Consider the following 17,239-nt stretch of genomic DNA (forward strand, 5'->3'; position numbering starts at 1 on the left):
TAATGAAGCTAAAGCTTTCTGCAATGCAGTGGCAACAAATACAAAAATTTGCTACTGACAACCTTGGTTTATCATCCATATCCAAAGCTGACTGCAATTTATCTGAATATATTCCTTACTATAATAAATGGATAGAAAATAACTATCATGCTGATCTTGAGTACATGGTAAAACATGGCTCAAAAAGATTTATCCCAAATGAATTAGTACCTGGCACTAATAGCGTAATTGTTGCTACATTAAACTACCTTAACAGACCTATAACTATCAAAAATGAAGTTAAAAGATTAAAATCTTCAACAGATATCGCAGATATATCTATATATGCTCATGGTAGAGATTATCACAAAGTTATGAAAAAGAAGCTACAAAAACTGGGGGAATATATAAACCAACTAACAAGTGATCATCAATTTAGAGTGTTTACTGATAGTGCTCCTGTATTAGAGAGGCCTCTTGCTGAAAAGGCGGGTTTAGGTTGGCAAGGTAAAAGCTCAATGCTAATGAATAAAACTCAAGGGTCATTTTTCTTTATTGGGGTTATCTATAGTAATCTTGACCTATCAAAACTTCCTAGTTTAGAAAAACACATTGATTCTTGTGGTAAATGTCAAGCTTGTATAAAACTCTGTCCTACAGGAGCAATACAACAAGGAAAGATGATTGATTCACGAAAATGTATCTCGTATCTAACAATAGAAAACAGAGGATCTATACCTCTAGAGCTCCGAGATAAAATCGGTACAAGAATATATGGTTGTGATGACTGTCAGTTAGTTTGTCCATTTAACAATAATGCTCCAGTAACTACTGAAAAAGACTTCCAACAACGAGATTTCCTAATCAGCAAACCTCTTCTTGAACTATTTTCATGGTCTAGAAATAATTTTGATAAATATACTCAAGGTTCTGCAATTAGGAGAATTGGTTATGATGCTTGGATAAGAAATATAGCCATCGGTATCGGAAATTCACCATATAAACAAGAAAACATACTAGCATTAGAAAATAAGAAAAACGAATTTCTTGATAAAGAAATTGTATTAGAACATATAATATGGGCGTTAAACAAACAAATTAATCTAAGTAAAATAGATAAATGATTGTGATTTAATGCCGGTTTGTTAGAATAACTTAGGATAGACATTTCCAAACTAAAGGAGAAATTAAATAATGAAACTAACTAAAACTATATTTTTAGCACCATTAGTTGCTGGCTCACTTATGACTGGTGCTTTCGCAGCGACAGATAATCAAGATGATCTTAGCTACTCAGTTGGCTACACTATGGGGCAAGCTTTAAAAACTCAAATGGATCAAAACAACATAACGACAGATAACCAAGAAGTCGTTAGTGGTCTAACAGATGGAATATCTGGTAGCAAGTCTAAACTTACTCCAGATCAAATGCAAAATGCAATGTTACAATTTCAACAACAAGCAGTAGCTGCTCAGAAGGAATAATTAAAGGAGCTAATTATAATGACTAAAAAGAAATTATTGAAGGCTTTGGCCGTTGCTGCAATTGCAACAAGTTTGGTTGCATGTTCAGATAGTTCATCAAGTAAAGATAAAGCAACTACTGAGGCTGTTACTAATTCTGGATCTTCTGTAGCTACTGTGGCTCCAGCCGTATCAAGTACTGATGATACTGTGACAAAGAATGCTAGCTATACTATTGGTTATGGCATGGGTGCAACTATCGAAGCGGATAAAAACGTAAAATCTTACAACCTAAACAATGATAAAATAGTTGAAGGTTTTTCTGACGCTTTAAATGCAAAGAAACCAGTTATATCTCCTGAAGAAATAGCGAAAAATATGGATACTCTACGTAATAAAGTACAACAAAAAATGAGTGAAGAAAGAGTTTCTAGCTTCCTAAAAGTTAAAGATAGTATTTATGGCTCTGATCTTACACCTAAATCTGATATAAAAGATCCAGAAGTAGTTGTATATGAGTTCTTTGATTATCAATGTATGTACTGCTCAAAACTTGCTCCACAAATTGAAAAAGTAATGCAAAATAACAGCAATGTACAAGTAATTTTTGCGGAATTCCCTATATTTGGTGAGAGAGCTCCTGCTTCTGAGTATGCTGCTGAAGTAGGTACTGCAATATATAAACTATATGGTGCAGATGCTTATGTTAAGTATCATAATGGTATCTTCGCTACAGGTGAGGACGAAGGTAAACTAAAAGATTCAACTATCGACAAAGTTGCTGTTCAATCTGGTGCTGATTTAACTAAAGTTAAAAAAGCTATCAAAGATGATAAAATTGCAAATCATCTAAAAGATACGTTAAAACTAGGTTTTGAAAGTCTAGGTATTCAAGGTACTCCATTCTTGGTAATTGCTCCAGCTGTCAATGCTAATGCTGATAATACAACTGTGATAGGTGGTTACACAGATGCTGATAATATTCAATCTGCGATAGATAAAGCTAAAACGGCTCCAAAAACTGTAGCTACTACAAACAACACTACAGCAGTTACAACTCCTACAGCTACAGCAAATGATACTCAAGCTCAATCAAACGTAACTGAAGCTCCAGTAGCAGTTTCTAGTGGTTCAGTAACAGTGGATCAAGCTAATAGTCAAGATGATGACGTTGAAGCATAATTAATCATATTTGATCTTTATATTACTTCTATTCTTAATAGATGATATTTAACTACTAAATATTATTGGCTTTATCTGTTAAAATATAGCATCAAAGTTAATCATAATAATTCTTATGTATGAAATTAGAAAAGGTAGCAAATATCTTGTTTTCTTTGTCGTAATCTTTGTGGCTCTTCCACCCTTCGCTATAGATGCTTATATTCCTGCTTTTGGTAATATTGGTAGTTTCTTTAATGTTGATGTAAATAAGCTCACTATTACTATATCTACATACTTCATAGGTTTTGGTGTAGGTATGTTTTTTTGGGGTGCATTATCAGATAGTTTTGGTCGTAAGAAAATACTTATTATTGGTATGCTTATTTATATTGTGAGTACTATCTTATGTTCATTTACACATAGTTTTGATACTTTAATATTTATGAGATTCTTACAAGGTCTAGGCGACTCTCCAGCATCGGTTGCAGCCATGGCTATACTAAAAGACTGCTATAGAGGTCAAAAGTTAGTAAAAACTGTAGCAACAATGGTAATGATATTCATGATTGCTCCTATAGTTGCTCCTATAATAGGTAGTATCATTATTTACACAACTGGCAGGTGGCAAGATATTTTCCATTTCCTAACTATCTACGGAATTATTTTGTTGGTTATTACAATAATTATGCCAGAAACTCATCCTATACATAAGCGCCCTAAAAGCTTAGCTAGAAGTTTTATGGTATATATTATTCACATGGCTAACTTACCATTTATTGTCGGAGCTCTGACAGGAGCTTTATGTTTTGGTGCATTGTTTAGTTTTATTAGCACATCATCAAATCTGATTATTGAATATTATCATCTTGGGTATACTCAGTACTGTATATTATTTGCATTAAATATGTTTGGCATAATATTTGCGGGTAATTTTATTAAGAAAAAACAGACAGCGCACAATCAAAAAGGCCTTATTCTTGTTGGTTATTACTTAGCTATAATAGTAATATTACTTAATATATTGAACTCGTATTTTTTAAATAGCATCTATATTTTTATTATATTGAATGCTCTAGCAACAGGTTGTTTTGCTCTAGTAAATATTATAACTACATCAAAAGCTCTTGATATTCTTAAAGAAGGCTATGCTGCTGGTAATGCGATAATTAGGCTAGTTAAATTTATGGTTGCTGCATTGGCAGGTTTTTTCTTAAGTTATCTATCAGTATCAAAACTAATGGTTGGTATCCCTGCTCAACAATTAGCATTTATAATAATTTCAGTTGTCATATTCATGGGTATTAAAAACAGACTTTTTCCAAATTAAAGATGTGTAACAGTTTGATTTAAAATATTTTTTTACGAGTATGGCAGTATGGTAATGTTCCTTTCTTCATATAATAATCTAGATGATAATCTTCAGCTACATAATAAGGTTTAACCACTCTAATATCTGTTATCACCTTGTAGCCTTTATCATTAAGTTCAGATTTAATATTTTCTGCAATATATTTTTGCTTATCATCATAATAGAAAATAGCAGATTTATATTGGTCTCCGATATCTGGACCTTGGCCATCAACTTGCTCAAAATCATGTATCTCAAAGAAATACTTTAAAACTTCTTCTAAAAATATTTTTTTCTTCTCAAAAATTATTCTAACAACTTCTAAATATCCAGTATTGCCTGCACAAACTTTTTTATAATCAGGATTTGGTTGATCGCCACCACAATATCCAGACTCTGCAAATACAACTCCTTCAAGTTTTTTCATGTAATATTCAACACCCCAGAAACACCCTGCAGCTACAATAATTTCTTCTGTTTCACCTAAACTCTCTACTGGTACAAAATCTACAGATGCCGAATTAACACAATAACGTGTATTTAATTTAGTATATCCTTCACCATGAAATATATGACCAAGATGTCCATCACAATTATTACACAGAATTTCTATCCTTCTGCCATCAGCATCAGGTAATTGTTTTACATTATTATCAATATGAATATCATAGCTTGGCCAACCGCATGTTGAAATAAATTTACTGTCAGCCTTGAATAACGGTGTACCACAATTACGACAGATATATGTACCTTTTTGATCTAAATCATTGTATCTACCTGTAAAAGGATACTCTGTATCTTTGTTAATTATTATCTCATACTGATGTGGTGTTAGGCTTTTCGTTTTTAACATTACAATACCCTTAGCTATTAAATATTGTTAATAATTATCATATAAACTCAAAAAAATGTATATTCTAATCTACAATATTTATATGATATTTAAAGTTATTTTTTAGCATAAATATAAGAGGAATTTGTATGAGTTGTAATATAAAAAATAAAGACTATATTTCTCTTGGTATTTTTATAATAGCCATCTTAGGTACAGGGATAATTACAGGAGCTCTAACATCAGCAAATATTTTAACTTGGTTTGCAAACTTAGAACATCCTTTTTTTGTTCCACCTAATTGGATATTTGCACCAGTTTGGACAATTTTATATATTATGATTGCAATATCTGGATGGCTAGTATTCAAACAAAAAGCTCTAAGACAAAAAGTATTTATAATCTATGCAATACAGCTAGGTTTAAACTTCTTATGGAACTTTTTATTTTTTTGTTGGCAAAATATTAGTTTGGCTTTTTTAGAAATGTCAATTTTATGGATATTTATCACATTGAATCTTAAAATATTTATGGATATAAACAAAGTTGCTGGATATTTGCTCATACCATATTTTTTATGGGTAGGTTTTGCATGGATACTTAATCTTAACTATGCAATGCTCAATTAAGAATATCCTTATCTGCGACAACTAGATGCAAATAGTGCAAATGTTTATCATACTGATTAACAATATCAGCAATAACTTGATCTTTTGAGTATCCCATAATGTCATAATACTGACCTCCATGGCTTAAAAGTACCTCTACCCTATTGTAATTACCTAATTTTGACTGATAAGTTCTTAGCATCACACTATATATAAAATCTTCATTACCTTCTATTGAAATACTTAATTGTATATGATCATGGTCTCTAATCACTTCTGTATTAATGCCATTTTTTTCCATTTCATCTGCAACTTCTATTAACGCTGTTGTGACATCCTTTTGTAAAAACTCTATAGCCTGATCTTTCGATGGTTTATGAGCAATTGCTTCTAATCTTTTTTGCCAAGATGTATTTGCTTTTGCAAATTGAACAACAGTTGAATGTGTCTCAATACTTTTAAGCCTTAGATAATCTAACCTTAAAGATTTGATTAGTGAAACACACATCAAAAATAAAATAAACAACAATGGAAAAGCACTAATTATAGTCGCAGATTGTAAAGCTTGTAAACCTCCAGCCAAAATTAATGATATTGCAAGTAAACCACTAAGTACTGCCCAAGCAATACGTTGTAATGTTATTGATTGTTTAGCATTGCCTGTAGCTAAAATATCTATAACAAGTGCCCCACTATCTGCAGATGTGACAAAGAATGTTACAATCAAAAATACTGCTAATATTGATAACACTGTAGAAAATGGAAAGTGTTGTAAAAATTCAAATAATGCTACTGGTATATTATTATTTGCAGCATCAATAAGAGCCTCACCTTTGCCACTCATTGCTATTTCGATAGCAGAGTTGCCAAAAACAGTCATCCATAAAAATGTAAACCCGACCGGAATAAACAATACACCTATAGTAAACTGACGAATTGTTCTACCCTTAGATACTTTGGCAATAAACATTCCGACAAATGGAGACCAAGCTATCCACCACCCCCAATAAAATAATGTCCAACTTTTTAGCCATTCTTGATTTTCTTGATTGTAAGCATACAAATTAAAGGTCTGATTTACTATAGTACTTAGATAGTAACCAATATTTTGAATATAATCGCGTACCAATACTGATGAATTACCCAATAATAGTATAAAAACTAGTAATAATACTGCTAATATAATATTAAAATTACTTAATGCCTTAATACCTTTTTCAAGTCCTAATCCTACAGATATTGTTGCTAATGCAACTATAAATACTATATAAATAACTTGCATATTTACAGTATCTGGTAAACCTGTCAAAAAGCTCATCCCTGCACTTACCTGCATTGCACCAAATCCTAGAGATGTTGCCACACCAAATAATGTTCCTAGTACTGCAAAAACATCAATTGCATGACCTATGGGACCATATATATGTTTACCTAAAATTGGATAGAGCACTGAGCGAGGTAACAATGGTAAATCATGTCTATAAGCAAAATACGCTAATGATAAACCAACAACTGCATATACAGACCAAGCTTCTACTCCCCAGTGAAAGAATGTTGTATTCATAGCTTCTTTAACAAGCACCAACTCATCTGAAGATATATTAGGAGGTGCTAAAAAATGTTTTAGAGGCTCAGCTACTCCATAAAACATTAAACCAATTCCCATACCTGCTGCAAATAACATAGCAAACCATGAAATATTAGAATACTCAGGTAAGTCATGTTCTTGTCCTAACTTGATATCACCAAAGCGGCTGAACATTAGAATCAAACATAAACATAAAAAAACACTCATTGCCAATATATAAGCCCAACCGAATTTCTCTAGAATTAAATTTTGTAGATTTTGGATATGACTAGCAAATTGATTTGGATAAAAAATTCCTGACAACGAAAGAATGATGGCTAAAATAATAGCAGGATAAAAAACTGGTGCATAAGCACCTTTTTCACGTTGCATAATATTACTCTTGTTTAAATAATAGTTGTATTACCTTAACATTTATAACTACCTATATCAAAAATACATACCATAACTATTTAATCTGATTAGTAAAAAACATACAATATCTAGCAAAATATTACAGCTAATAGCTTAATGAAAAATCTAAGTCAAAAACTACTCAAAGAAATAAAGAAGCTTCACTCACCTCAAGGTAGAAAAAAATCTATCTACTATATTATAGAAGGGCTAAGATGCTGTGATGAAGCCCTATCAAGACTAGCTTGTGAAGATATAATCGCAATACTTACAACAGATAATTCTGATAGTGTAGATTATCCTATAGATAAAAAATACACTATCTCTGAAAAAGATTTTAATGAACTAGCACAAACACAAAACTCTCAAGGAGTGTTAATCTTAGCCAAGAAAAAAGATACCGCATCTGATTTTGAATTTAAAGATGATTTCACTTTAGTACTAGATAGAATACAAGACCCTGGTAATATTGGCACTATATTGAGAACTGCTATAGCAGTTGGCTTAACAGAAATAGTACTTATAGATGGCACTGTAGATCCTTTTAACCCAAAAGCCATAAGAGCGGGTATGGGTGCACAATTTAGTCTTAAATTCAGATATTTTGAAAATTTAAGTGCTGTAAGAAATTATCCTATACTAAAAGAACGAAGAATTTGGCTAACGACACCTCATGAGGGAGTTTCTTGTTACTCTAAAGAATTTAAGTTGAGTAACAGTATCTTAGTCTTTGGAGAAGAAGCCAATGGTATACAAGACTTTTCAGTAGGTGAAAAAACAATGATTCCTACTCTAAGTAATATTGAATCTTTAAATGTGGCTCAAGCTGCTACGATATATTTATTTGAAGGCCTAAGACAAAAGATGCTAAAATAAATATACAAATCGAAAGAGGAGAAGTACCATGAGCAAATGTAAAACACATCAAAATCATGATCATGAACACAAAGATGGCTGTGGCCACACAAAAATTAAACATGGTGATCATTACGATTATGTACATGACGGTCATCTTCATCATGAGCATAGTGACCACTATGATGAACATAAGTTAGAAGTAACAGAAAAAAATCCAAAGGGCTGTCATCCAATTAAAGAAGATTGTTCTGGACATACTCATGGACCTAACTGTGGTCATGAAGCTGTACCACATGGTAACCACATAGATTATATTGTTGATGGTAGATTACACCATCCTCATGGTAATCATTGTGATGATCATGGTCCAGTAGAGGTTGTTAAGAATAATAAATAATAGTAAAACTATTCGCTTACTACTTGATTTCTACCTTGATGTTTTGCTTGATATAATAGTCCATCTGCTCTTTTGTATATTGAGTCTGTATCATCATGATTACGTACCTCTGTAACACCTAAACTTATTGTTATAGTCTCATTAGACAGTACTAAAGACTCTGTCTCTATTATATTCCTAAGTTTTTCTGCTACTATTAAAGCACTCTTAAGGGAAGTATTTCTCAAAAGCAGAGCAAACTCTTCTCCACCTATTCTAAAAGCAAGATCATCCTTTCTAATATTATTTGAAATAAGTCTTCCTAAATAAGCTAAAACTTTATCACCAACCAAATGACCTTGCGTATCATTAATTCTTTTAAAATGATCAATATCAAAAATTATTATCGAAAAGCTAATATTATATTTTTCATAATTATCTAAACTCTCTTTAATTTTATCATTATATGACTTTTTATTATAAAGCTTCGTAAGATCATCTATATATGTTTGTCTTTTGATAGTATTCATGGCATTAAATAGATCAGTATTATCTACTGTTGTCATTAAAAACTGGTTTTTATTTGGCATAAGAGCTATAGATGATCTCAGTCTTCTAGTTTCACCTGATTTAGTAATACATACTATTTCTAAATCTTCATATACTCCTTTTTCAATTACATCTTGGAATGACTGCTTATAAAGGTCAATAAATGTTTTATCTATAAAATCAAAAGTACTTTTATTAAGTATTTCCTGACTAGTATATTCGAGCATTTCACAATATTTATTATTTACGAATTCATACTTACCTTCTAGATTAAGTAAACAGATTCCTCCCAAAGCAGTATTGAATATTGCTTCCAATTGCTCATTTTGCTCAATAATTGTTTTCTCATTTTCTTTTTGGGATGTTATATCTCTAGCGGAAGCATAAAGAAAATCTTCATTATTGAGATTAATAATATTTGCTGTTATGAAAGCAATATACTTGGAATTATCTTTTCTTGTGTGCTCTCTCTCTACTTCTATAGGGCCTTCTTTAAGTGCTAAAATAATTTGAGAGTATTCTTCTTTAGTGATAGCCTTATCCCAATCATAAACACATAGGCTTTGCATCTCACTATCTGAATATCCTAAAAGATCTTGAGCTTTCTTACTATAATCAATAAGCTTGCCTTCAAAATCCATAATAAATACACCATCAGATGCCAATTCCAAAATAGTCTTGTACTTAATTCTCTCACTAGCTAATAATTTATTAGCTAAATCTACTTGGGTTGTATCTCTTTTTTGGATATTTCTTTGCGATGCAAAAAGATATTTTTCATTATTAATAACAATGCCTTTAGCATTTATTTCAACATCTATTACAGAACCATCTTTTCTTTTATGTTTTGAAATAAATATTTCAGGTTTATTTATTAAGTCTGCAATTACAGATCGAAGTTGTTTGCTAGGGGCAAGTGGATCCCAATCAACTACATTTAGATCAAGCATCTCTTCTTTGTTATAGCCAAGATTATTCATGAAAGATTTACTAAAAAAAACTAAGTCTCCCTTTTGATCTATAATATGAATCCCATCAGGAGTATCTTCTAGCAAACATTTTAATTCTTGTTCTGAAAAATTTAACAAACCTAAACTCTATTAAGCACGTAGAATTATATATTATGTATTCTAACAATAATCTGTGCCAAAATCTCTTTTTCATTTAAATTTTAACATCTATCTTTATAAAACTAGCTAAACCTTACAATCTCTCTAATATATAAGTACCTGCAGCTCCAACAGGTCTGGTTGGCCATGGAAAAAGTACAGTATGATTATCTGATGGCACTTGATATATAACCTCGCCATCTTCATAAGCAAGCACTGTTCCTTTCTTATATTTAGTAAAATTTCTTAAACATATATTATTATTTAATTCAAAGGTTTCATTGTTTTTAATTACTGGTGGACAAAATTTATATTTTTCAATTTGCTGAAAGTTTATTCGTATCTTTTGGTTATATTTCTCAGATACTTGAGTATATATATAATTAGAAATATTCTCCAAATCTAATGGATTATTATCGCCTAATCCATGAGCATGCCCAAGCTCAAATACCATGCTTGTAATATGTGGATATTTCTTTACTATGAAAGAAACCAAAGTTCCTTTCATATTAATATCAGTTATAACTTTACCAAGATTACAAGCAGATAAAATTTTCTCATGAGATAAATTATACGGCTGTTCTTTGACACAAATTGCAAACTGTGTTTTATCATCCTGATACTGATAGAAATATTCAGGATAAACATAGCTATGTAAATCAAGTAACATTTCTATTGAAATATTTTCAGCATCAAGTTCTTTTTTAAAATGATCTATTGCTGTAATAATATCTAAGGCCTTTTCATGCTCTAAAGAATTATTTGAGTTCAGCTCATCAGTATCAAAGCATCTATTTAAATTAACTTCAATCTGACGTTTTCCTTGTCTAATTGCTTCTAGGTTACCTACTATAATCATTAATGGACGGCTAATTGTAATATTACCGTTTATAAGATCATTAAAAAGTTTATAAACTAATTCCACAGGTCCTGTCTCATCACCATGTATACCTGCTGAGACTATCATAGCTTTTTGTAAAGTTTTTGTAGTAGGAAAAATAGCAACAATACCATCATTATAATATTTTATAAAATTATCATTTTTGACTTTAATTACTTTTGGATAATGCTTTTGAGAAAAAAGATCTATAATTTCATCTGCCATATTCATATCCTACGGCTCCTTAAACTATTAATATAAAAATTAAATCAACTTAGCTACATCATCAATTTCAAAATCATTATATTTATCAAATATTTCAACTAATTCTATAGGGATTTTTGCAGGTCGTCCTTTTTGAGCATTTACCATTACCCAAAGAGTATCCGCTTTACATAAGAGGGTTTTATCTGACTTTCTATAGATATGGTATTTTCTAAATGTTGAGATCTTTGTCATACTCTCTACCCAAGTAATTACCACGATATCATCACCTAAAAAACCTTGAGCTAAATACTCGATAGTATGCTTCTTTGCAAACCATGTAAGACCATGAGCCTCTGTAACATCAAATACGCCATTAGCCTTTACATGAGCAATTGCAATATCTTGCATCCATTGTAAATAAACAATGTTATTTAAATGATTATTGGGATCTATATGCTCAGGTAAAACTTTTGTTTCATAAACAAAATATTTTAATTGGTCTTTCATTTTTTACCTAAAAAATTTACTAAATCACTATAGCCACCAATTTGCTTTCCATCGATAAAGATCAAAGGTGTAGTTTCTAAATTATACTTTTCTTTAAAAGCATCTGTTTCAGCTCTAGTTTTTAAAATGTGATCTTCAAAACACCAACCTTTTTCCTCGAAAAGTGCTTTTGCTTTTAAACCATATGGACAAGTTTTTTCTGGTGTTACCATTCTGTATAGGACTATATTTTTAAATTGATTTGTCATTTTTTTATAACTCTGAATACTGTATATTTGATAATGTAAAGTATACCACCTAGAAATATAAACTCATATATAAAAAAGGGATAAGCTATGTGTACAAATGTTTTCATAAATAAAAATGAATATAAAATCGAAGCAAGATCTATGGATTTTCCAATTAATATTGCTTTTGAAAATGGCTGGGATTACGTGGGGGTTGAGAATACTACAAATGTAGTAATTGATGCTGATAAAATCCCAACAGATCAACTTGCAAATTGGAAAAATAAATATGGTTATTTTGGTAGATTTGGCTTTGATAGAACTATTGCTGATGGCTTAAATACACAAGGACTATCATTTAGTGTTTTATACCTTGATATAACACAATATCCTAAATACAATCCTAAAGATACACGCCCTGTCCTTGCTATATATGATATTGGTAACTTCCTATTAGCAATGGCAAAAGATGTACCTGAGGCTCTTAAATTGATATCTCAACATCAGCTTGTAAATAGTGCCCTCGAACTAAAACCAGGTGTTTTTGTCGAAGATATTCCACTACATATATCACTTAGAGACTCTCTGGGTAATAGTGCTGTGATTGAATTTCTTAATGGTGAAATTTATATATACGAAAATACTGGCAATGTCTTAACCAATGCTCCTAGCTATAATTGGCATTTAGAAAATATCAAAGAATACCAATCGCTACTTAAGCCTTTTGAAGATTCTAACCCAACTTTTGCTAGTAAATTTATAAATTATGATGAAACTGTAAAAAGCTCTCGACCAGAGGTTGCTCAACTAATTGGTATGCCAGGAGATTTTAGCTCTACATCTCGCTTTGTGAGAGCCTATACCTTATCTGAACTTATGCTTGAACCAAAATCAAATAGAGAGGCTATTTATCATGCTACATCTATTATAGCGAATGTTTCTGTACCACCTTATGAAAAGTCTATGACTCTTTGGACTACTGTCAAAGATCTAAAGAATCTAACTGTAGCGTATAAAGATAATGCCGCATATCAAGGAACCGGATCTGTTGGTGTATATGCTATGAGTGTAGATACTGGTTATGTTACTTATGATCTGAAAGCTATGAATTTCATAGATATACCACATCAAGTACAAGGTAGAGGAAAAAAACCAACTCCAAAAGAAGATATCAAAAAAATTATTGAGATGTCCAAAGTTGTAGGTTTACAAAGACAATAAAAGATAAATATTGTATTTAATTTTCTTTTTGCTTCATTTTGATAGGCATGTGATTACAAAATGGCTCTTCTGCAAGATAGCTACCGTGAATATTATAAGCTCTAGCTCTGCAGCCACCACATATCTTAATAAACTCACATGAGCCACATTTACCTTCATAAGCACTAAAATCACGCATATCATGCATTACATCACTGTTTTGCCAAATATCTGCAAATGATTTTTCTTTAACATTACCAGCACTAACAGGTAAATAACTACATGGATAGACATTACCATCAACATCTAGCAAACATATACTTTGCCCAGCAATACATCCTTTACCACCACCAGTACCAAAACTAAGAGCTCTTGATCGAACTTTTGCTCCATCTTCTTTATTACGCTCAAAACGAATACGATAATAATGCGGTGCACAAGTTGGACGCACAAGCATATCTTGCTCATCTGCTTCCATATCATAGTGCCAATTTAAAATATCTTGATAATCATCAATATCTATCAACTCTTGCATAAGCTCTTCACCACGTCCTGTTGGCACTATCATAAACAAATACCATGCTGTAGCTTCAAGAGATTTTGCTAGTTTATAAACATCCTTAATCTCATGTTGATTACGTTTGGTAAATGATGAATTTATCAAGAATGGTATACCATGTTTCTTAAATAGTTTTGCAGCATTTACTGTTGCTTTAAAGGCACCTTTTTGGCTACGAAAATCATCATGCGTCTCTGCTGTAGCTCCATCTATACTTAGAGATACTATACTTATACTTGAGTTTTTTATTTTCTCACAAATCTCATCAGTGACTAATGAGCCGTTAGTAGCTAAAGCCATACGTAGACCTTTACTAGCACCATATTCAGCTAGCTCAAAAATATCTGCTCGTAAAAGAGGCTCTCCTCCAGAGAGTACTAATACAGGTTTAGCAAACTCAACTATATTATCAATGATTCTAAAGCCTTCCTCGGTAGAGAAATCTGGATGGCCAAGCACTTCACATTCTGAAGATGAACGGCAATGTACACACTTGAGATTACAACGTCTAGTTGTCTCCCACGCCATCCATTTAAGTTGGTGTTTCACAATATTTATCCAAATAGACAATCTAAATTTATTAGCATTAATTATAACAAATATCTAATTAAACCAGTATTACTAAAATAAGATCTACAAATGTATAAATCACTTATGTATTATATAAATAAGTTTTAAATACTGATCTTACAAAAAATGAATTTAAAGAAAATATTTTTAGTTGCTGCACTAGCTATTTGCTGTATTAGTCTAAATAGTTGTATATTAAAATTACCTTTTCAACTTGTAGGCGATGTGATTGATGACGTTACACCATTCTAATTAATTTTTACTCTCTTATAAAATATATATTATTCAAAACCTCACAAACCTCCTCAGCCACTCTACTAGGAAATATCCCAATATAGCCACCTAGTTTTTTCACTAGATTATCTCCAGCTAAACCATGGATATATACAGCTAATCTACTTGCTGATAGAGTATCTAAACCTTGAGCTAAAAATGCTCCAATAATCCCAGATAATACATCGCCTTGCCCTGCTACTGCCATACCTTGATTACCTGTAGCATTGATATAGATTTCATTATCTTTACAAATTAGGCTTCCAGCTCCTTTTAGTACGACTGTGGTATTATATTTTTTAGCTAAAGCTCTAACTGCAGCAAATCTATCGTCTTGAATTTCTTTGGTAGTACAACCAAATAATCTTGCAGCTTCTGCTGGGTGTGGAGTTATTATTTTATTTTCTAAATTAATAAACTTTTCTCTAATTTGCTGATTTGTTGCGATTATATTTAAAGCATCTGCATCAAAAACTGCGGGTTGAGTTAGATTATCAATTATTAGTTCTAAAACTTGTTGAGAGTCATCAGTTGTATCAAAACCAACTCCTACTGCAAAAGCTGAGAAAGTATTTAGATTTTTAGGAATATCACCTAGGGATTTTGTCATTAGCTCCGGCATAGACATATCAGCACGAAAGTCTTTATCTAGAGATATCATCGAGACCTTACCACAGCCACTATATAGTGAACTTTTACCAGCTAATTGCAAAGCTCCATTCATACCTATATTACCACCAATTATAGCTAGATTGCCATAAGTGCCTTTATTAGTATTTTTCTTTTTTCTGATAATATTGTCTAGATTTATATCTTGAATATCATTTTTATAAACTTGATACTCTGATTGAGTAATCTTGATATTTTGATTATCAATCAGCTCTTTAACAGTTACTTTGCCAACATAATCAAGACCATCACCTGTATGTAGCCCTTGCTTATCTGCTAAGAATGTAATTGTCTCATTGGCTTGGATAGCTTCACCATATACTTTGGCATTAAAAGCATCTAATCCACTTGGTACATCTATAGCTAATGTGTATTTTGAATTTTGATTTATAACTTTAACAAGTTCTAAAATATCACCTTCGAGATTCCTGTCTAATCCTATACCAAATATTCCATCGATTATGACATCATAATTACTAATATCTGGTAACTTTTCTAAAGGAGCCTTTAACTTTGAAAACTCTTGATAATAATTTTGGTTATCTTGATTTCCTTTTGGAAAAACTCGATAGACGTCAACATTATAACCTTTATTATAGAGTTTAATAGCAGCAGCAATGCCATCACTACCATTATTACCTGAGCCTACAATTACTAATACTTTATTCTGTTTATCAAATTTAGTACAAATAAGTTTAATGACTTCATCTGAAGCATTTTCGATTAGGTTTAATCCTTGAGAAATAGCATATTCTTCAATTTCACGATTCTGTTTTTCTGTTAGAAAAGTCATAGCAAGAAATTTATAATCTATATTATTTCTATAATAAGATAAAATTACCTTTATACACAGCATAAATTAGATAACAAAACTTATATAAATCCAAGTTCAGAATCTAGCAAATATGTTATATATAAGTGTAGCTTATATATGGTATAAAAATCATTAATTTTACATATATAACTTCCCTGCCATAATAGCAATGAAATTAAAACTTGATGGAAAATAAAATGAAAAAAACAACTCTACTAATAGCCTCTTTAATCTTATTTAATCTAGGATTCTCAATACATTCTAATGATAATAAATTCTTTGAAGCTACTCAGTTTAACAACAAAAATTGTCGATACGCTCATGAGGTAGGTCACAATTCATTCTCAGAGCCAGAAATGAATCTAGCATGTAAGCCTCGCTCTAATAGTATGTAATTTTATTTTTTAAGATAAGAACCTACTTGTTTTCAAGAAAAATAATACTTTATTAAGAGTTTCTTTATCATGATGAATTTCACTATGATTTTTATTGAGAGTAATTCTGTCAAAACTGTTTATAGAAAATACTGATGATACTTCTACCAAACCATCATGCTCATTTCTCAGACATAGCCTTGCTAAAAGATTAAGTTTTGAATATTTATTACCGGCAATAAGACCTACTGGTACTTTCTCTGCTACTTTATTGCAGATTTCTAAATACTTATCTGTTACTTTAAGATCTTTATTGGGTTTTAGCACTCTAGAATAAAAAGGAATCTTATCACCAAAATTTGCAACTCTAGATCCAGCAAATGGAGAAGCTATAAATACACATTTTTCAACATTGGTGAGCTGTAACTTAGCAATAGTCATACATGTTATTATACCGCCCATACTATGAGCTACAAATATCAACGACTTTGATGGTGGAATATTTTCTATAATTTGACATAATTTATTAACTGCTACATCAACACTTACAAATGTTGTTGGTAAGTCAACGGCTATAATCTCATCATAGCCATCTTTCAAAAAATTAGCTAAAGATGACATGTCTTTACTATTTTTAATAAAACCATGTACCAAAATTACAACTTTATCTTTATTCATCGTTATATGTATT

Annotated in this window: 18 protein-coding genes; 9 read left to right on the top strand and 9 right to left on the bottom strand. The window is 31.2% G+C overall.

What is annotated here, in order from left to right:
• The first annotated feature begins 2 nt into the window (after positions 1-2).
• From queG to ACKTR7_RS01355, 4 genes are all read left to right on the top strand, one after another.
• A complete protein-coding gene (queG, locus tag ACKTR7_RS01340; RefSeq protein WP_407876673.1) occupies positions 3-1,103 on the top strand; it encodes a tRNA epoxyqueuosine(34) reductase QueG in 1,101 nt (366 codons plus the stop codon).
• Between the two features lie 70 nt (positions 1,104-1,173).
• Complete coding sequence (locus tag ACKTR7_RS01345) at positions 1,174-1,464, top strand: FKBP-type peptidyl-prolyl cis-trans isomerase N-terminal domain-containing protein (RefSeq protein ID WP_407876674.1); 291 nt, start codon at positions 1,174-1,176, stop codon at positions 1,462-1,464.
• An 18-nt stretch (positions 1,465-1,482) separates the two neighbouring features.
• Complete coding sequence (locus tag ACKTR7_RS01350) at positions 1,483-2,625, top strand: DsbA family protein (RefSeq protein ID WP_407876675.1); 1,143 nt, start codon at positions 1,483-1,485, stop codon at positions 2,623-2,625.
• Positions 2,626-2,740: 115 nt separating this feature from the next.
• Positions 2,741-3,934: a multidrug effflux MFS transporter gene (locus ACKTR7_RS01355; protein WP_407876676.1), complete on the top strand. Its 1,194-nt coding sequence runs from the start codon at positions 2,741-2,743 to the stop codon at positions 3,932-3,934.
• A 19-nt stretch (positions 3,935-3,953) separates the two neighbouring features.
• Here the strand turns inward: ACKTR7_RS01355 and ACKTR7_RS01360 are convergent, their stop codons facing one another.
• On the bottom strand, positions 3,954-4,808 hold the full coding sequence (locus ACKTR7_RS01360; RefSeq protein WP_407876677.1) for a bifunctional methionine sulfoxide reductase B/A protein: 855 nt from the start codon (positions 4,806-4,808) through the stop codon (positions 3,954-3,956).
• Positions 4,809-4,936: 128 nt separating this feature from the next.
• On the opposite strand from ACKTR7_RS01360, the gene ACKTR7_RS01365 reads away from it, so the two are divergent.
• A complete protein-coding gene (locus tag ACKTR7_RS01365; RefSeq protein WP_407876678.1) occupies positions 4,937-5,416 on the top strand; it encodes a TspO/MBR family protein in 480 nt (159 codons plus the stop codon).
• Here ACKTR7_RS01365 and ACKTR7_RS01370 read toward each other — a convergent pair.
• Entirely contained in the window at positions 5,409-7,355 is a 1,947-nt protein-coding gene (locus ACKTR7_RS01370) for a BCCT family transporter (RefSeq protein WP_407876679.1), read from the bottom strand. The two genes, ACKTR7_RS01365 and ACKTR7_RS01370, sit on opposite strands and share 8 nt — an antisense overlap.
• 138 nt (positions 7,356-7,493) lie before the next feature.
• Between ACKTR7_RS01370 and ACKTR7_RS01375 the strand changes: the two genes are divergently transcribed.
• Positions 7,494-8,252, top strand: a complete 759-nt coding sequence (locus ACKTR7_RS01375; protein ID WP_407876680.1) for a TrmH family RNA methyltransferase — start codon at positions 7,494-7,496, stop codon at positions 8,250-8,252.
• A 28-nt stretch (positions 8,253-8,280) separates the two neighbouring features.
• On the top strand, positions 8,281-8,631 hold the full coding sequence (locus ACKTR7_RS01380; RefSeq protein WP_407876681.1) for a hypothetical protein: 351 nt from the start codon (positions 8,281-8,283) through the stop codon (positions 8,629-8,631).
• An 8-nt stretch (positions 8,632-8,639) separates the two neighbouring features.
• On the opposite strand, the gene ACKTR7_RS01385 is transcribed toward ACKTR7_RS01380, so the two are convergent.
• The 4 genes from ACKTR7_RS01385 to ACKTR7_RS01400 all read right to left on the bottom strand — a co-directional run bounded on the left by ACKTR7_RS01385 (position 8,640) and on the right by ACKTR7_RS01400 (position 12,110).
• Complete coding sequence (locus ACKTR7_RS01385; protein ID WP_407876682.1) at positions 8,640-10,247, bottom strand: diguanylate cyclase; 1,608 nt, start codon at positions 10,245-10,247, stop codon at positions 8,640-8,642.
• Positions 10,248-10,362: 115 nt separating this feature from the next.
• A complete protein-coding gene (locus tag ACKTR7_RS01390) occupies positions 10,363-11,379 on the bottom strand; it encodes a succinylglutamate desuccinylase (RefSeq protein ID WP_407876683.1) in 1,017 nt (338 codons plus the stop codon).
• Positions 11,380-11,412: 33 nt separating this feature from the next.
• Complete coding sequence (locus ACKTR7_RS01395; RefSeq protein WP_407876684.1) at positions 11,413-11,862, bottom strand: acyl-CoA thioesterase; 450 nt, start codon at positions 11,860-11,862, stop codon at positions 11,413-11,415.
• On the bottom strand, positions 11,859-12,110 hold the full coding sequence (locus ACKTR7_RS01400; protein WP_407876685.1) for a glutaredoxin domain-containing protein: 252 nt from the start codon (positions 12,108-12,110) through the stop codon (positions 11,859-11,861). Before ACKTR7_RS01400 ends, ACKTR7_RS01395 begins: the two co-directional genes overlap by 4 nt.
• Positions 12,111-12,197: 87 nt before the next feature.
• On the opposite strand from ACKTR7_RS01400, the gene ACKTR7_RS01405 reads away from it, so the two are divergent.
• Entirely contained in the window at positions 12,198-13,310 is a 1,113-nt protein-coding gene (locus ACKTR7_RS01405; protein WP_407876686.1) for a linear amide C-N hydrolase, read from the top strand.
• A gap of 16 nt (positions 13,311-13,326) precedes the next feature.
• Here the strand turns inward: ACKTR7_RS01405 and ACKTR7_RS01410 are convergent, their stop codons facing one another.
• Together ACKTR7_RS01410 and ACKTR7_RS01415 are read right to left on the bottom strand one after the other, a co-directional pair.
• Positions 13,327-14,397, bottom strand: coding sequence for a radical SAM protein (locus ACKTR7_RS01410; protein WP_407876687.1), 1,071 nt, complete (start codon positions 14,395-14,397; stop codon positions 13,327-13,329).
• Between the two features lie 280 nt (positions 14,398-14,677).
• Positions 14,678-16,153, bottom strand: a complete 1,476-nt coding sequence (locus ACKTR7_RS01415) for an NAD(P)H-hydrate dehydratase (protein WP_407876688.1) — start codon at positions 16,151-16,153, stop codon at positions 14,678-14,680.
• Positions 16,154-16,371: 218 nt separating this feature from the next.
• Between ACKTR7_RS01415 and ACKTR7_RS01420 the strand changes: the two genes are divergently transcribed.
• Positions 16,372-16,569, top strand: a complete 198-nt coding sequence (locus tag ACKTR7_RS01420) for a hypothetical protein (protein ID WP_369845359.1) — start codon at positions 16,372-16,374, stop codon at positions 16,567-16,569.
• A gap of 9 nt (positions 16,570-16,578) precedes the next feature.
• Here the strand turns inward: ACKTR7_RS01420 and ACKTR7_RS01425 are convergent, their stop codons facing one another.
• On the bottom strand, positions 16,579-17,226 hold the full coding sequence (locus ACKTR7_RS01425) for an alpha/beta fold hydrolase (RefSeq protein ID WP_407876689.1): 648 nt from the start codon (positions 17,224-17,226) through the stop codon (positions 16,579-16,581).
• Between the last annotated feature and the right edge of the window lie 13 nt (positions 17,227-17,239).

Origin of the sequence: Francisella sciaenopsi (genome assembly GCF_045862875.1) — a bacterium.
In the GTDB taxonomy this organism is placed as follows: domain Bacteria; phylum Pseudomonadota; class Gammaproteobacteria; order Francisellales; family Francisellaceae; genus Francisella; species Francisella sciaenopsi.

Coding starts and splice junctions, on each gene's coding strand:
- queG (WP_407876673.1), top strand. CDS start 3: ATGAAGCTAAAGCTTTCTGCAATGCAGTGGCAACAAATACAAAAATTT.
- ACKTR7_RS01345 (WP_407876674.1), top strand. CDS start 1,174: ATGAAACTAACTAAAACTATATTTTTAGCACCATTAGTTGCTGGCTCA.
- ACKTR7_RS01350 (WP_407876675.1), top strand. CDS start 1,483: ATGACTAAAAAGAAATTATTGAAGGCTTTGGCCGTTGCTGCAATTGCA.
- ACKTR7_RS01355 (WP_407876676.1), top strand. CDS start 2,741: ATGTATGAAATTAGAAAAGGTAGCAAATATCTTGTTTTCTTTGTCGTA.
- ACKTR7_RS01360 (WP_407876677.1), bottom strand. CDS start 4,808: ATGTTAAAAACGAAAAGCCTAACACCACATCAGTATGAGATAATAATT.
- ACKTR7_RS01365 (WP_407876678.1), top strand. CDS start 4,937: ATGAGTTGTAATATAAAAAATAAAGACTATATTTCTCTTGGTATTTTT.
- ACKTR7_RS01370 (WP_407876679.1), bottom strand. CDS start 7,355: ATGCAACGTGAAAAAGGTGCTTATGCACCAGTTTTTTATCCTGCTATT.
- ACKTR7_RS01375 (WP_407876680.1), top strand. CDS start 7,494: ATGAAAAATCTAAGTCAAAAACTACTCAAAGAAATAAAGAAGCTTCAC.
- ACKTR7_RS01380 (WP_407876681.1), top strand. CDS start 8,281: ATGAGCAAATGTAAAACACATCAAAATCATGATCATGAACACAAAGAT.
- ACKTR7_RS01390 (WP_407876683.1), bottom strand. CDS start 11,379: ATGAATATGGCAGATGAAATTATAGATCTTTTTTCTCAAAAGCATTAT.
- ACKTR7_RS01395 (WP_407876684.1), bottom strand. CDS start 11,862: ATGAAAGACCAATTAAAATATTTTGTTTATGAAACAAAAGTTTTACCT.
- ACKTR7_RS01400 (WP_407876685.1), bottom strand. CDS start 12,110: ATGACAAATCAATTTAAAAATATAGTCCTATACAGAATGGTAACACCA.
- ACKTR7_RS01405 (WP_407876686.1), top strand. CDS start 12,198: ATGTGTACAAATGTTTTCATAAATAAAAATGAATATAAAATCGAAGCA.
- ACKTR7_RS01415 (WP_407876688.1), bottom strand. CDS start 16,153: ATGACTTTTCTAACAGAAAAACAGAATCGTGAAATTGAAGAATATGCT.
- ACKTR7_RS01420 (WP_369845359.1), top strand. CDS start 16,372: ATGAAAAAAACAACTCTACTAATAGCCTCTTTAATCTTATTTAATCTA.
- ACKTR7_RS01425 (WP_407876689.1), bottom strand. CDS start 17,226: ATGAATAAAGATAAAGTTGTAATTTTGGTACATGGTTTTATTAAAAAT.